Origin of the sequence: Tsukamurella soli (assembly GCF_039541155.1) — a bacterium.
Classification (GTDB): domain Bacteria; phylum Actinomycetota; class Actinomycetes; order Mycobacteriales; family Mycobacteriaceae; genus Tsukamurella; species Tsukamurella soli.
In genome coordinates, this window is sequence record NZ_BAABFR010000028.1 from 7,997 (window position 1) to 22,016 (window position 14,020).

The following is a 14,020-nucleotide window of genomic DNA, read 5'->3' on the forward strand; positions in this document are numbered from 1 at the left end:
GGAGTTTTGTCAAGCAAGCCAAATGGTTGACGCACATGTCGAAGTGTGTCTACGATCACACCCATGGCCTATGACATCGTTGTGATCGGCGGAGGGCCCGCAGGGCTGTTCGCCGCGCGGCTGCTCGCGCTGCGTCACCCGGATTGGCGGGTCACGGTCCACGAGCGCACCGATCCCTCCCATACGTTCGGTTTCGGTGTCGGGCTCACCGGTGGTCTGCTCACCGCGGTCATGGCCGTGGATCCGGAGACCGCTGAACGCATCCAGCGCGGGTCGGCGCGGGTTCCGGTGGCGGAGTTCCGTCTAGGGCACAGCACCGTCAGGATCCCTGGGTTCCACCGCGGCGTGGCGGTCTCGCGGGCGGGTCTGCTGGACACGCTGGTCGACCAGGCCAGGGCCGCCGGCGTGCGGGTGGAACTCGACAGCAGTGTGACGCTGGAGCAGGTGGGCGCGAATGCCGACCTCGTGATCGCCGCCGACGGCGTGTCCAGCGCGGCCCGTGAGGCCCGACGGGAGGTCTTCGAGCCGACGGTGACGCTCGGCCGCGGGATCTACATGTGGTGCGGCAGCGAGGCGCAGCTCGAGGGCACGGTGTTCCACCCCGTCGATACCGAACACGGTGTGTTCACGGCGCACGCGTACCCGTACGGTGAGGGGCGCACGGCGCTCGTAATCGAGACCGACTCCGCCGCCTTGACCAGCTTGGAGGCCGCGGTGGGCGCGGCGCCGGTCACTGCTCGTGACTCCGACGAGCAGTCGCTCGCCTTCCTGTCCGTGGCGTTCCGCGAACTGCTCGGCGGCAAGCCGTTGGTCGGCAACCGGTCGCAGTGGTTCCGGTTCAGCACGGTGCGCTGCCGGCGCTGGGTGGACGGCAAGGTCGTTCTTCTCGGCGACGCAGCTGCCAACGCCGACCCCTCGCTCGGGTCGGGCACGAAACTCGCGATGGAGTCGGCGATCGCGCTCGCCGATGCCCTCGACGATGAGCCCCGGTCGATCGCCGAGGCACTGCGCGCATTCGAGGATGCGAGGCGGCCGGCGGTCGACCGGTTCCAACGCTGGGCGCTGCGCAGCCAACGGTGGTGGGATTCCTTCCCCAGGCGGCTGGACCTGAGCGGAGAGCGGATCGCCTTCGCCTTCCTGTCCCGGCTCGAGCCGTTCTCGCTGGACGCCTCCGGGCCGAGCCGCGGCCTCGTCCGCGCCGCCGTCGCATCGTGGGCGGGAGTGTCCGATGAGGAGCTTCCGGACGGCGACCTCACCGACTGGATACTGGCTCGCACGCTGGACCGACCCGTCGGCGCACCATCGTGTCGGCTGGTCCCGGAATCCGCTGTCGCGGACGGCAGCGCCCTCCGGCTGACAGTCGATCTCGATGATCCGTGGGGCGAGGAGGCAGATGCCGTGCTCGAGCGGGTCCGGCTGGCGCGGGCCGCCGGCGCCGGCGTCGTCGTGCTGGACGGAGCACACACCTCGGCTGCGATCGACGACCGGATCGACGTCGCCGAGCGGATACGTCTGGAGACGGGGTGCGCCGCAGGTGTCTCGGTCGGCCCCGACGCCGCCGATGCCGTGGCGTCGGGCCTGGTGGCGGGCCGGATCGATTTCGCAGTGCGCGCGGCCGTGACCGCGCCGCGCCGCGACGGAAAGGAGACTGCTGATGCGCATTGATCGTTGGCGCGAATACGTCGGTTCAGTGTCGCCCGAGGAGCTGGCCCGGCTGCGGGACTGCGGCGATTGGGAGAACGTGACGATCGGTGCGCACCTGCACAGGGCGGCGCTCGAACACTCCTACCGGCCGGCGGTGATCGCTGCGGGTGGTATGTACACCTACCGCGAATTGGACGAGCGATCCGATCGCGTGGCCGCGGGGCTCGCCGATCTGGGGCTGCGGCCGGGCGGGGCGGTTCTGCTGCAGCTGGACAACACCCTCGATGCGGTGCTTGCGTGGTACGGGGTGATCAAGGCGGGCCTGGTGCCGGTCGCCACACTGCTTGCGTACCGCGGCCACGAAATCGGTGAGATCGGCTCTCAGACAGAGGCGGTCGCGCACATCGTGGCAGCCGATTACTCGAAGTTCGACCTGACCGGCTTCGCCGTGGAGATGGCCGAGCGCGCTGCCGGGCGCCGCGTAGTGATCACCGTGGGCGCTGTGACCGCGGGCGCTGGAACCCACCGCCTCGAGGATCTCGGCGCCGAGCTCGAACCCGCCGTGGCGCGCTCCGCGGTGGAACGGATCGACGAAGGGATCGACGGCGATGACATCGGCGTCTTCCAGCTCTCGGGCGGCACCACCGGCACCCCGAAGGTGATCCCGCGCCGGCACGACGACTACTGGCTCACCTCACGCCAGTTCACGCAGCGCCTCGGCTGGGACGAGACCACCCGGGTGATGCACTTCCTGCCGCTCATCCACAACGCCGGAATCCTGCTCGCGCTGCACGCGGCGCACACGGTGGGGGCGGCGGTCGTGGTCGCGACGCCTGCGGTCGACACCCTGCTACAGGTCATGATCGACAACGGGGTCACCGACTTCCTCGGTTATGGCGCGCTCGCGGTGGAGTGGGCGATGCGACCCGACTTCGATCGCGCCACGGCCGCCCTGCGGCACGTGGTGTACTCGGGCACCCGGGTCACCGATGACGCGTTTGCGATCTTCGCCGATCGCGGGATCAGTGTGCTCCACCTCTACGGGTCATCCGAGGGGCTCGTCATGGTGACGCCCGAGGAGTGGCCGGCACAGGCTCGCCAGCACACGCTGGGGACTCCGCTCTCGGAGGACGAGACGGTGCGGGTACTGGCCCCGGGTGCGGAGCGGGAGGTACCGGACGGCGCCCCCGGCGAGCTCTGCTACCGCGGCCCCAGTACCCTTCGCGGCTATCTGCGTAACCCCACCGCCAACGCGGAGGGCTTCACATCCGATGGGCTTCTCCGTAGCGGTGACCTGGTGTCCCGCCGCACCGTCGACGGCGCGGTCACGTATGTATTCGAGGGGCGGATCAAGGACGTGATCCACCGCGGTGGCGAGAAAGTGAGTACCGCCGAGATCGAGGCGTTGGTTGCGCGGATGCCGGGTGTGGCTCGTGTCGCCCTGGTGGCGGTGCCGGACCACCGACTCGGCGAGCGCGGATGCATCGTGGTCGAGCCCGTGCCCGGCGCCCTTACCCCCACATTGGGACAGGTCACTGAGTTCCTCGCGCAGCTCGAGGTGGCGAAGTTCAAGTGGCCGGAACGTCTCGAATCGATGGACGCATTGCCGCTGACCCCGGTGGGGAAGCTGGACAAGCGTGCCCTGCGCGCGCGGATGGCGACCACACCCCGACAGACAGAGGAGATTCGATCATGAACTATCCCGAAGCACCGCTCGGCCACCATGTCCGGGGCGTCGACCACGTCGCGTTCCCCACCTTCGACCCGGCGGCCACCGTCGCCTTCTACCGGGACGTTCTCGGCTTCCCCGTCGTGCATTCGATCTGCGCGCTCGGCTGGGGACCCGAGGACCACCCCGATTTCGTCCACTTCTTCTTCGATATCGGCAACGGCGATCGGCTGGCGTTCTTCTACTATTTCGGCCTGGAGCCCCTGCACGCCGGTGCCCGCGGCGACGTCTACGCGGCGTTCGACGGCCAGGCGCCCGAGTTCTTCCTGCGCTCGCGGCACCTCGCGATCCACGTCGAGTCGGAGGATGAGCTGCTCGAGTACCGCGATCGGCTGGATGCCAGCGACTGGCCGGTGGAGATGCAGATCCGCCACGAGACCATCGAGTCGATCTACACGCACGACCCGAACGGGTACTTCTTCGAGATCACCCGCGCGCTACGGCCGGTGACCCCGCAGGAGGACCTGGATGCCGAGCTCACCGTCGATGCCCTCATCGAGATCAGCATGCAGCCCGAGCCGACCCTGGGCAAGCTGCTCGCCCGCAAGGCGGAGCTCATCGTCGAGCGCGCGCCGGCGTGGTCGGACGCCCAGGGAGCCCAGCTGTGACCAGCCTGTTCGTGCTCGACGTGCCGGAGAACTCCGGCGCGGTCGAGTTCGCCAGGGGTGACGATTCGCTCGCAGTCGATATGGTCGGCCCGTACTTCGAGATCAGCGGCGAGAACCGCGTCCGGATCGATCGCGTCGCCAGCAGATGTCGACACGCCGTCTGGTACAGCATCGTCGCGGGCGTCCGCGACGGCGAGATCGTGCAACACGACAAGGAGGCGCTCCTCGTCGAGCACCGCCGAGGCGGGAGATTCGCATGAGTACGGCTACGGGCCTGGGCGCCGGTCGGATGCTGGACACGGCCGGCCGGCCGGCCGTCACCGTGACGACCGTGCATGAGCTGAAGACCTCGGACGGCGCGACGGTGCGCGGTGTCCTGAGCCGGGTGCCCGGCGCGCGCACCGTGGTCTGTCTGATGCACCCGCGCCAGGATCTGACCCACCACCCGTTGGTGCCGGCGCTGCTGCGGGCGGGCGCCGCGGTGTGGACCCAACACACGCGGTCGGTGAACAACGACCTCAATCTGGTGCACGAGCAGGCGGTGCTCGACGTGGCCGCCGGGATCGGATTCCTTCGCGAGCAAGAGTTTGATTCGGTTGTGGCGCTTGGGCATTCGGGTGGCGGAACGCTGTATGCCTTCTACGCGGAACAGTCGGGCCTGCCGCCCGGCGAGCGGATCGCGCGCACCCCGGGCGGGCGCCCGACGGGCTTCGCCGAAGCCGACATGCCGCAGCTGGACGGTGCCGTGTTCTACGCCCCGCACCCGGGGCAGGGGCGGCTGCTGATGGCCTGTATCGACCCCTCGGTGATCGACGAGGAGGACCCCGATTCCATCGACCCCGAGCTGTACGCGTTCGATCCTGCTAACGGCTTCGCCGAGCCGCCCGGGAGTTCGAGGTTCACGCTCGAGTTCGTCGATCGGTACCGGGTGGCGCAGCGGGAGCGGATCACCCGGATCGACGCCCACGCGCGGGAGCTGCTGGACGATGCGAAGAGCTCCCGCACCCGGTTCGCCGAGTCCGACGACCCCGTGGACCGTCGGCGCGCGATCATGCCGCGGATCATCACCGTGTACCGCACCGATGCCGATCCGCGCACCGTCGACCTGCGGCTGGACTCGAACGAGCGCCCCTACGGGTCGGTGTTCGGAAAGCGGCCCGACCTGATCAATCACGGACTCGTCGGTTTCGGGCGGCTGTCCACGCCGGAGGCCTGGCTGTCCACATGGTCGGGGAACGCCTCGAACGCCGACTTCGCGCGCTGCGCCCCGGGAGTCACGGTTCCGTCGCTGTTCATCGAGCTGACCGGGGACCAGGCGGGTTTCCCCGCCGATTCGGCGCGCATGCGCGCGGCACTGGGAGGGACGGACAAGTCCGCCCGAGCCGTCCGCGGGACCCACTTCGGCGGCGCAATCGCTCGCGGCGAGCGAACCGGCAACGAGCTGGTGGGCGACGAGGTCGTGGCGTGGCTGGGCGAGCGCTTCGACCTCGCGGACGTGCCATGACCGTGCGCCTACCGCTCGCCGGGATCCGTGTGGTGGAACTCGGGAACTTCATCGCGGCACCCACGGCCGGCCGAATGTTGGCCGACTTCGGCGCCGAGGTGATCAAGATCGAGCGCCCGGGCACGGGCGACGAGCTCCGCTCGTGGCGCCTGAACGGCGGTGATACGTCGATGCTGTACCGCACCATCAACCGCAATAAGAAGTCCATCACCGTCGACCTGCGGACCAAGGAGGGGCGCCAGGTGGTGCTCGACCTCGCGGCCTGCAGCGATGCGGTGCTGGAGAACTTCCGACCCGGCACACTGGAACGCTGGGGCATCGGCCCGGACCGGCTGTGGGCCGTGAACCCGTACCTCGTGATCACCCGGGTCTCGGCGTTCGGACAGACGGGCCCGCTGAGCGCGCGGCCGGGGTTCGCCGCGGTCGCCGAGGCGATGGGCGGGCTGCGCGAGCTGGTCGGAGAGCCAGACCGGCCACCGTCGCGGGTCGGGGTGTCCATCGGAGACTCCGTCGCCGGAATGCTCGCAGCCTTCGGCACCGTGGTCGAACTGCTGGATCGAGAGCGCGCCACCGGGACCGACGGTGCCGCTCGCGACCGGGTAGTGGACGTGGCGCTGAACGAGGCCGTACTCGCGGTCACGGAGTCGTTGCTACCCGACCACTGTGCGCACAACGTCGAGCGCACGCGTACCGGGCCGCGCATCGACGGCATCGCACCGTCCAGCGCCTACCCGTGTCGGGACGGCTCGATGGTGGTGATCGCCGGCAACGGCGACGGGATCTACAAACGATTGATGGCGCTGATCGGCCGGGACGACCTCGCCGACGATCCGGCGCTGCAATCCAATGCCGACCGGTGGCGCGAGCGCGACCTGCTCGATGACGCCATCGGGGACTGGACTGTGCGGCACGACCGCGTCGACGTCCTTCCTCTATTGGAAGCCGCGGGGGTTCCCGCCGGCCCGATCTACACCGCGGCCGACATCTGCGCAGACGGCCAGTTCGCCGTCCGCGGCATGGTCCAGCACCTCGACGTCGAGACCGGCGACGGTTCGCGGCGACCCGTCGCATTCCCGGGTATCGCTCCGCTCCTGGGCGAGCGCTCCCTCCCTATTCGCAATCTCGGCCCCGATCTGGGCGCCGACAACCGGTACGTGCTGGGCGAGCTCCTCGGCAGATCCGAGGAGCAGATCGTCCAGCTCACCGGCAGAAAGGAGACACCGTGAGCTACGTGATTGGTATCGACGTGGGCGGCACGTTCACCGACGCGGTCGCCGCGGATTCGAATGGCACCGTGGTGGGGGCGAAGACACCGTCGACACCCGAGGACTACTCCCGCGGCGTCCTGAACGCCGTCGGCGCCCTGGCCGAAGAGCTGGGCATCAGCGAACGCGAACTGCTGGCCGACACGGCGTACGTCTCGCACGGCACCACGGCCAGCATCAATGCCTTGGTCACCGGCAAGGTCGATCCGGTGGGGTTCATCACCACCAAGGGCCACGCCGACTCCATCGCGATCATGAACATCGAGGGTCGCTATCTCGGCCTCTCCCCACACGAGAAGCAGGACGTGGTGCGTACCCGCAAACCGGCGCCGCTGGTGCCGCGGTCCCGGGTCGCGGAAGTCACCGAGCGCGTCGACTACACCGGCGCGGTGGTGGTCCCGCTCGACGAGGACGAGGTCCGCGCCGCGGTGAAGGACCTGCTCGCCACCGGAGTCCGCGCGATCGCGGTATCGCTGCTGTGGTCGTTCCAGAATCCCGGGCACGAGCTGCGGATCCGGGAGATCATCCGGGAGATCGACCCCGACGTGTTCGTGGCGGTGTCGAACGAGGTCTCGCCTCGCATCCGGGAGTTCCCGCGCAACGCCACCACCATCATGAGCACCCAGCTGGGCCCGCCGCTGCGCCGCTACCTCGAGCCCCTGTCGCGTGAACTCGCCGACCGCGGCCTCACGGGGCCGCTACTGATCATGCAGAGCTCGGGGGGCACCGTCTCAGCGGAGGAGGCGCCACAGACGGCGATCTCCACCGTGGGCTCGGTGCTCAGCGGCGGCGTGATCGGTGCCGCGCGGCTGGCCGAGCAGCTGGGCCACCGCAACGTGATGACCGCCGATGTCGGTGGAACCACCTTCCTCGTCGGCCTCATCGTCGACGGCGAGCCGGTCCGGTCGACGACCACGATCATCAACCAGCAGCCGATCAACGTGCCGACGATCCGCGTCGACGCGATCGGCTCGGGCGGCGGTGCCATCGCCCGGATCGACGAGGGTGGCAACCTGCGGGTGGGCCCGGAGAGCGCCACCGCGGTCCCCGGCCCTGCGGCGTACGGTGCCGGCGGAACCCGGCCCACCGTCACCGATGCCGACCTGGTGCTGGGCATCATCAACCCCGACTACTTCCTCGGTGGCAAGCAGGAGCTCCGTAAGGACCTCGCGGAGGCGGCGCTGATGGAGCACATCGGGAAGCCGCTCGGGCTGACGGTGGAGCAGGCCGCGGCGGCGGTGTACGAGGTGCAGAACGCGCAGACGGCGGACCTCGCCCGCAAGGTGGTCATCGAATCCGGCCACGACCCGCGCGAGTTCGCGGTGTACGCCTTCGGCGGTGCCGGTCCGATCCACGCGGCCGCCTACACGCGGGAGCTCGGCGCCCCCGAGCTCGTCGTACCCCTGGGTGCCGCGGCATCGGGGTTCTCCGCTTTCGGCCTCGCCGCGTCGGATGTGATCGTGACGGCGGAGCTGTCCGACCCCGCCCCGTTCCCGCTCGACCCCGACGTAGCGGCCGCCAACTTCGCCAAGCTGGAGCAGCAGGTGACCGAAGCGATCGAACGGCAGGGGGTCGACTACGTCGATCTCGAGGTGCGGCGCAGCTTCGATGCGCGCTACACGGCCCAGATGTTCGAGGTCAGTGCCGATGCGCCGGAGGGTGAGCTGCACGCCGCAGGCGTCGAGCTGATGGCGAAGGCGTTCGAGCAACGCTACGCCCAGCTGTTCGGAGCCGGATCCGGCTTCAGCGAGGCCGGCATCCAGATGATCACCTATCGCGTGCAGGGGGTCGGGCGTCTTGCGTTCCGTCCCGGCCTCACACTGCACGCCGAGGCGGACGGCTCCGACGCGTCTGCCGCGATCAAGGCCCGACGGCCGGTGTTCTTGGAGGTGTCGCGGGGCTTCGAAGACACCTCCGTGTACGACTACGCGCTGCTCCGCAGCGGCCACGTGGTCCCCGGACCCGCGATCATCGAGGTCCCGACCACCACGGTCGCGGTCCCGGCCGGTCGCGAGGCCCGGATCGACGAGTTCGGCAATATCCGCATCGACCTCGAAGAGGTGACCCGATGAACCAACCATTGATGCCGGTAGCCGGCTCCGAGCGATTCGCGAGTCGCCCGCTGCCGATGGCGGATCTCCGTGCGCGGATCGACCCGTTGCTGCGGCTGCACGAAGTCGCCGCGGACGCCGGCGACGCGATCGATCCGCTCACCTACGAGGTGATCCGCCACCGCATCTGGTCGATCACCGACGAGATGGGCGAGACGCTCAAGCGCATGTCCGGCTCGCAAGGCGTCACGGAGGCGAACGACTTCGACTTCGCCATCTGCGACGAACTGGGGCAGGAGGTTCAGGTGGGCCTGTACAACACCGGCCTCGTGGCGTCGATGGACCTGGCGATCTACTGGATCCTGCAGAACCGCAGCCGCAACCCCGGTATCGAGGCCGGCGATATGTTCCTCACCAACGATCCGTGGGTGGGCGGCGGCCTGCACCAGAACGACACCGCGATCATCGCCCCGATCTTCATCGACGGTGAGCTGTTCGCCTGGACCAGCGCGATCTGTCACCTGATCGATGTCGGCGGGGCCAAGCCCGGGTCCGCGGATCTCGCGGCCGTCGACGTGTTCACCGAGGCCGTTCCCACCCCGCCGATCAAGATCATCCGTGGCGGGGAACTCCAGGACGACGTGCTCGATTCGTTCGTACGCCGCTCGCGGATGCCGCACCACGTACAGCTGGACCTGCGCGCGGAGATCGGCGCGAACCAGGTGGGACAGCGCCGACTGGCGGCCCTCGTCGAGCGCTACGGCGCCGACACCGTCAAGGCCGTGATGAAGCGGATGATGGACGATGCCGAGGGGCGGCTGCGTGCCCGTCTCGTGTCCATCCCCGACGGATCGTGGAGCAGCATCGGGTACATGGAGCAGTCCGCCGTGGGCGACCGCGGTCTGCACAAGATCGCGCTCACGCTCACGAAGACGGGTGATCACCTCACCTTCGACTTCACCGGGACCGATCCACAGACGGGGATGATCAACAGCCCCTACTCCGGTATGCGTGCCGGTGTCATGTTCGCCCTGCTGCCACTACTCGCGGGCGACATCCCCTGGTGCACGGGCGGCCTGATGCGATGCTTCGACCTGGTCAGCGAAGAGGGCACCATCAACAACGCGACCTATCCCGCCGCGATCGGCTTGGCGCCGATCTCGTCGGCGTGGGCTACCTCGAACCTGGTGGCGGAGTGTCTGGGGCGCTTGATGGACGCCTCGGCGGAGCTCAAGCCGCGAGTACAGGCCGGCTGCACGGGCGCGTACGGCATCGTCACCATCGCCGGCATCGATCAGCGCGGCGTGCCCGGGGTGTCGCTCCTGTTCGACATGATGGCGGGCGGCTACGGCGCGCAGCCGGACAGAGACGGCACGGACACCGCCGGCATCCTGCCCATCCCCCTCGGCCGCGCCCCCGACGTGGAGATGCAGGAGTACCTGTCGCCGTATCTGGTGCTGTGGCGGCGTGAGGAGGTCGACTCGGGTGGCGCGGGCGCGCACCGCGGCGGCCTGTCGATGTCGGCGTGCCTCGTGCCGCACGGCACCCCCTTCCCGGTGGCGGGTTCGTTCTCAGGCAACGGCAAGGCGCGCGCCGAGAGCGCCGGTCTGGCCGGTGGAATGCCGGGTGGTGCGGCGTTCGACGCGGTGGTCCGCGGAACGGACATCGTCGGACTGCTGGCCGCCGGACGAATCCCCAGCTCGATGGAGGAGCTGGGCGGCGATCTCGAGGTGGTGGGAAACCGTGCCGAGCTGTTCATCGGCCTCGCGGATGCCGTGTTCATCCACCCCTCCGGTGGTGGCGGCTACGGTGACCCGCTGCAGCGCGACCCCGAGGCCGTTGCCGGCGACGTCGCCGACGGGAAGGTCTCGGCGCGTGCTGCGGAGACCGTCTACGGCGTCACCGTCCGTGCGGGACGGGTGGATGCCGAGGCGACCGCCCGGGGGAGGGCGGCGCTCCGCCGAGCCCGGCTCGACGATGCGCCCGGCAGCGTCGCCGATGTGCCCGCCGAGGCGACGCGGCCGCTCGACGCGAACCTGATGGTGGTCGCCGACAGTGCCGGCGGTGCGGTCGCGTGCAGGTGGTGCGACCACCGGTTCGGCCCTGCGGGGACCGACATCGTCGACGCCGTACGCATCCAGGAGCAGTCGGTCCTGGGGGCCGTCCCGGGCACCCGCGTCGCGTCGACGACCTACGTCGACCACGACGTGATCCTGCGCAACTACGTGTGCCCGGGGTGCGGGACGCAACTCCGCAGTGAGATCGTGCCCAGCGACCAGCCTGCGGCGATGGCGTGACCGACACCGCCCGGCCCCACCTCGAGATCCGCGAGGTGGGGCTCCGGGACGGCCTCCAGCTCGAGGATCCGGTCCCGCTGGCAGCGAAGCTGGCGCTTCTCGACGCGATCGCCGTGACCGGGGTACGGGAGATCGAGGCCACGTCGTTCGTCTCGCCCACCGCGGTGCCGGCGTTCGCCGACGCGGAGGAACTCGCCGCCCACCTGCATCGGTGGCCGGATATCACGTTCTCGGCACTGGTGGCGAGTCCGAACGGGGCGCGTCGGGCCGTGACGTCGAATGTGGTGAACCTCGAGTACGTGGTGTCCGCCACCGACGCGCACAGCGCGGCCAACGTCCGCCGCACGACCGAAGAGGCATTGACCGCGGTCAGCGTGATCGCCGATCTGGCTCACGGAGCGGGTGGCACTGCCGAGGTGATCATCGCCGTCGCATGGGACTGCCCGTTCAGCGGGCGTGTCGACGCGGACCATACGGCGGAGATCGCCCGTCGGGCTGTGGAAGCGGGTGCCGATCGGATCAGCTTCGGCGACACCATCGGCACCGTTGTTCCCGGCCGCATGACCCAGCTGCTCGACGTCGTAGGGGCCGTCGCGCCCGGCGTGGAACTCGGTGTGCACCTGCACAACACGCGGGGGATCGGCCTGGCATCGGCGTGGGCCGCGTACCAGGCCGGCGTCACCCGATTCGACGCGTCGTTCGGCGGGCTCGGTGGCTGCCCGTTCGCGCCTGGAGCGACCGGGAACATCGCGACGGAGGAGCTGGCGTACATGTTCGACGAGTCGGGCGTGGACACCGGCGTCGGGATCGACGCCGTGTTGGACGCGGTCGCTGTCCTGCGGGATGTGGTCGGCCACGACCTGTCCAGCAACCTGTTCCGGGCGCACGTCGCCGGCGCGGAGAGAGTCGCGGCGCGCGGAAGAGCGCAACGATGATGAACGTGTGATCAGCCGCGGCTACGCGGGTCGCGCCCCACGCAGCACCGCGTCGACCAGTGAGTGGGTCGCGGACGCTGTGAGCGGCTCTCCGGTGACCAGCAAGCGGAAGTAGATCGGCCCGGTCAGCAGGTCGATGAGCAGGTCGTGGTCGAGATCGGGGCGCACGTCGCCCTCGTCGACCGCCATCGCGAGCAGGGTGCGGGTGAGGTCGACGAGCGGACTGAGGAAGCGCTCCCGGAAGGCCCGTGCGATCTGCGGATCGTGTTGCACGTCACCGAGCAGGCCTGCGACGACGGTGCCGTTCGGACCGCCGAGGAATTCGGTGGCGACGAGCAGCTGCGCCCGTAGATTCTCGATCGCCGGCCGGTCCTCGACGAACCAGCCCACCGGGCCCCGCTCCTCGAGCAGTGCGTCCATCGCCACGTCGGCCCGGTTGCTCCACCATCGGTAGATGGTGGCCTTGCCGACGCCGCTCCGGGCTGCGATCCCGTCGACGGTCAGGTCGGCGAATCCGGCACTTCGCAGCAACTCTCTGGCCGCGTCCATCACGGCGCGACGGGTACGTTCCTGCGGGCCGCGTCGGGAGTCCGCCGCCTCGTCCCCTGACCGCGCCTCCTGCGTCTTCGGGCTCCCGTTGTCCATGCCTTGCAGGATAGGGCATCTGGATCTAGACGAAACGTATCGTTCTGTTTTATGATTCTAGGTCAGAGTCGGCTGCGCCACGATGAATCCACAAGGGCGACTTCGTCATAGAAGGGAGCGAACATGCCTGCCGCGAGCACATGCCCGTTCGATCACCACGCGATCACCGACTCGCGGGAGGCGTGGGGGATCTACGCGGATCTGCGAGACGACGGTGTCGTCTTCTCGCCCGAGTACGGGGGCTTCTACGTCCTCACCGAGTACGCTCACGTCTTGGCCGCCCTGCGCGATCCGGACAGCTTCATCTCCGGCGGTGGTACCCGAGTCCCCACGGTCGGCGACGGCCGGCTCATCGTGATCGACAACGACCCGCCCGAACACACCTCTTACCGTGCGGTCGTCACCGCCCGGCTCACGCCCGATTCGGTGCGCGGAATGGCCGGCGGGCTGCGTGCGCTCATCGATCGGTTGGTCGACGACTTCCATGCCGAAGGGGGAGGGGACTGGGTCTCCGGGGTGGGCCTGCCGCTTCCCCTGCATGTGCTGACCCAGGTCGTCGGCTTCGACTGGGACACGGTGGCGCAGTTCCGTGACCTGGCCGAGGAGGGCTGGTCGAAAGCGACCGAACAGGACATCCTCGCCGCCCGCGCCGGCCTGATGGAGCTGGTCCGTGCCGAGGTCGCGCGGCACCGTCGGACGCGGCCAGACGACTTCATCACCTCGTTGCTCGACCAGCGGGTCGACGAGCGCCCCATGACCGACGACGAACGGGAACGGCTGCTGCTCGGTCTCGCGGTCGCCGGGCATGAGACCACGATGAACGCCTCGGGGTGGATCCTGCGGTACCTGGCCGACGATCCCGCGCGGCAGACCCTGCTCCGCGAGCGTCCTGAGCTGATCCCGAAGTTCGTCGAGGAGGCGCTCCGCCACAGTTCGCCGATCCACAGCATCGGCCGCACCACGTCGCGAGACGTCGAGGTCGGCGGAGTCGTGATACCCGCGGGTTCGAGAGTGCTGCTCGTCTACGCCGCAGCGAACCACGACGCGGAGCGCTTCGCCGAGGCCGATGAGTTCGATGTGGAACGTTCGGCCGCTGGGCATCTCGCCTTCGGCTTCGGGCGGCACCAGTGTCCGGGGGCGCTCCTCGCCCGCACCGAACTGCGTCTGCTGTTGGAGAAACTCATCACGCTGCCGCCGGTCGAGTACGCCGGCGAGCCCGAATTCGCGCCGCTAAGCGGCGGCACCATGAGTGGGCTCCGCGCCCTGCCCCTGCGTTTCGCGGCCGAGCCGACTCGCTGACAGAACGCTCATCGACCGAACACTCACTGACGGAAGAAGGCTG

Annotated in this window: 11 protein-coding genes; 10 read left to right on the top strand and 1 reads right to left on the bottom strand. The window is 69.3% G+C overall.

Features of this window, described 5'->3' with window-relative positions:
* The first annotated feature begins 63 nt into the window (after nt 1–63).
* Genes ABD908_RS10935 through ABD908_RS10975 form a run of 9 tightly spaced genes read left to right on the top strand, consistent with a single transcriptional unit; the run spans nt 64 to nt 12,033 of the window.
* On the top strand, nt 64–1,665 hold the full coding sequence (locus tag ABD908_RS10935) for an FAD-dependent monooxygenase (protein ID WP_344995074.1): 1,602 nt from the start codon (nt 64–66) through the stop codon (nt 1,663–1,665).
* On the top strand, nt 1,655–3,340 hold the full coding sequence (locus ABD908_RS10940) for an AMP-binding protein (RefSeq protein WP_344995077.1): 1,686 nt from the start codon (nt 1,655–1,657) through the stop codon (nt 3,338–3,340). The genes ABD908_RS10935 and ABD908_RS10940 overlap by 11 nt, the downstream gene beginning before the upstream one ends.
* Nucleotides 3,337–3,981, top strand: coding sequence for a VOC family protein (locus tag ABD908_RS10945; RefSeq protein WP_344995080.1), 645 nt, complete (start codon nt 3,337–3,339; stop codon nt 3,979–3,981). The genes ABD908_RS10940 and ABD908_RS10945 overlap by 4 nt, the downstream gene beginning before the upstream one ends.
* Complete coding sequence (locus tag ABD908_RS10950; protein WP_344995083.1) at nt 3,978–4,241, top strand: hypothetical protein; 264 nt, start codon at nt 3,978–3,980, stop codon at nt 4,239–4,241. Before ABD908_RS10945 ends, ABD908_RS10950 begins: the two co-directional genes overlap by 4 nt.
* Nucleotides 4,238–5,485, top strand: a complete 1,248-nt coding sequence (locus ABD908_RS10955) for an alpha/beta hydrolase family protein (RefSeq protein WP_344995086.1) — start codon at nt 4,238–4,240, stop codon at nt 5,483–5,485. The genes ABD908_RS10950 and ABD908_RS10955 overlap by 4 nt, the downstream gene beginning before the upstream one ends.
* The gene (locus ABD908_RS10960) at nt 5,482–6,711 is read left to right on the top strand and encodes a CaiB/BaiF CoA transferase family protein (protein WP_344995089.1); all 1,230 of its coding nucleotides are present in this window, start codon (nt 5,482–5,484) and stop codon (nt 6,709–6,711) included. Before ABD908_RS10955 ends, ABD908_RS10960 begins: the two co-directional genes overlap by 4 nt.
* Complete coding sequence (locus ABD908_RS10965) at nt 6,708–8,822, top strand: hydantoinase/oxoprolinase family protein (protein WP_344995092.1); 2,115 nt, start codon at nt 6,708–6,710, stop codon at nt 8,820–8,822. The genes ABD908_RS10960 and ABD908_RS10965 overlap by 4 nt, the downstream gene beginning before the upstream one ends.
* Nucleotides 8,819–11,098, top strand: coding sequence for a hydantoinase B/oxoprolinase family protein (locus ABD908_RS10970; RefSeq protein WP_344995094.1), 2,280 nt, complete (start codon nt 8,819–8,821; stop codon nt 11,096–11,098). Before ABD908_RS10965 ends, ABD908_RS10970 begins: the two co-directional genes overlap by 4 nt.
* Nucleotides 11,095–12,033, top strand: coding sequence for a hydroxymethylglutaryl-CoA lyase (locus ABD908_RS10975; protein WP_344995096.1), 939 nt, complete (start codon nt 11,095–11,097; stop codon nt 12,031–12,033). The genes ABD908_RS10970 and ABD908_RS10975 overlap by 4 nt, the downstream gene beginning before the upstream one ends.
* Nucleotides 12,034–12,054: 21 nt before the next feature.
* On the opposite strand, the gene ABD908_RS10980 is transcribed toward ABD908_RS10975, so the two are convergent.
* Nucleotides 12,055–12,678 carry a TetR/AcrR family transcriptional regulator gene (locus ABD908_RS10980; protein WP_344995098.1) on the bottom strand — a complete coding sequence of 208 codons (624 nt, stop codon included), beginning with the start codon at nt 12,676–12,678 and terminating at the stop codon, nt 12,055–12,057.
* 123 nt (nt 12,679–12,801) lie between these two features.
* On the opposite strand from ABD908_RS10980, the gene ABD908_RS10985 reads away from it, so the two are divergent.
* Nucleotides 12,802–13,977 carry a cytochrome P450 gene (locus tag ABD908_RS10985; RefSeq protein WP_344995100.1) on the top strand — a complete coding sequence of 392 codons (1,176 nt, stop codon included), beginning with the start codon at nt 12,802–12,804 and terminating at the stop codon, nt 13,975–13,977.
* Nucleotides 13,978–14,020 lie beyond the last annotated feature (43 nt).

What these genes read in the sequence shown, in the direction of transcription:
- ABD908_RS10935 (WP_344995074.1), top strand. Translation starts at nt 64, where the DNA reads ATGGCCTATGACATCGTTGTGATCGGCGGAGGGCCCGCAGGGCTGTTC.
- ABD908_RS10940 (WP_344995077.1), top strand. Translation starts at nt 1,655, where the DNA reads ATGCGCATTGATCGTTGGCGCGAATACGTCGGTTCAGTGTCGCCCGAG.
- ABD908_RS10945 (WP_344995080.1), top strand. Translation starts at nt 3,337, where the DNA reads ATGAACTATCCCGAAGCACCGCTCGGCCACCATGTCCGGGGCGTCGAC.
- ABD908_RS10955 (WP_344995086.1), top strand. Translation starts at nt 4,238, where the DNA reads ATGAGTACGGCTACGGGCCTGGGCGCCGGTCGGATGCTGGACACGGCC.
- ABD908_RS10960 (WP_344995089.1), top strand. Translation starts at nt 5,482, where the DNA reads ATGACCGTGCGCCTACCGCTCGCCGGGATCCGTGTGGTGGAACTCGGG.
- ABD908_RS10970 (WP_344995094.1), top strand. Translation starts at nt 8,819, where the DNA reads ATGAACCAACCATTGATGCCGGTAGCCGGCTCCGAGCGATTCGCGAGT.
- ABD908_RS10980 (WP_344995098.1), bottom strand. Translation starts at nt 12,678, where the DNA reads ATGGACAACGGGAGCCCGAAGACGCAGGAGGCGCGGTCAGGGGACGAG.
- ABD908_RS10985 (WP_344995100.1), top strand. Translation starts at nt 12,802, where the DNA reads ATGCCTGCCGCGAGCACATGCCCGTTCGATCACCACGCGATCACCGAC.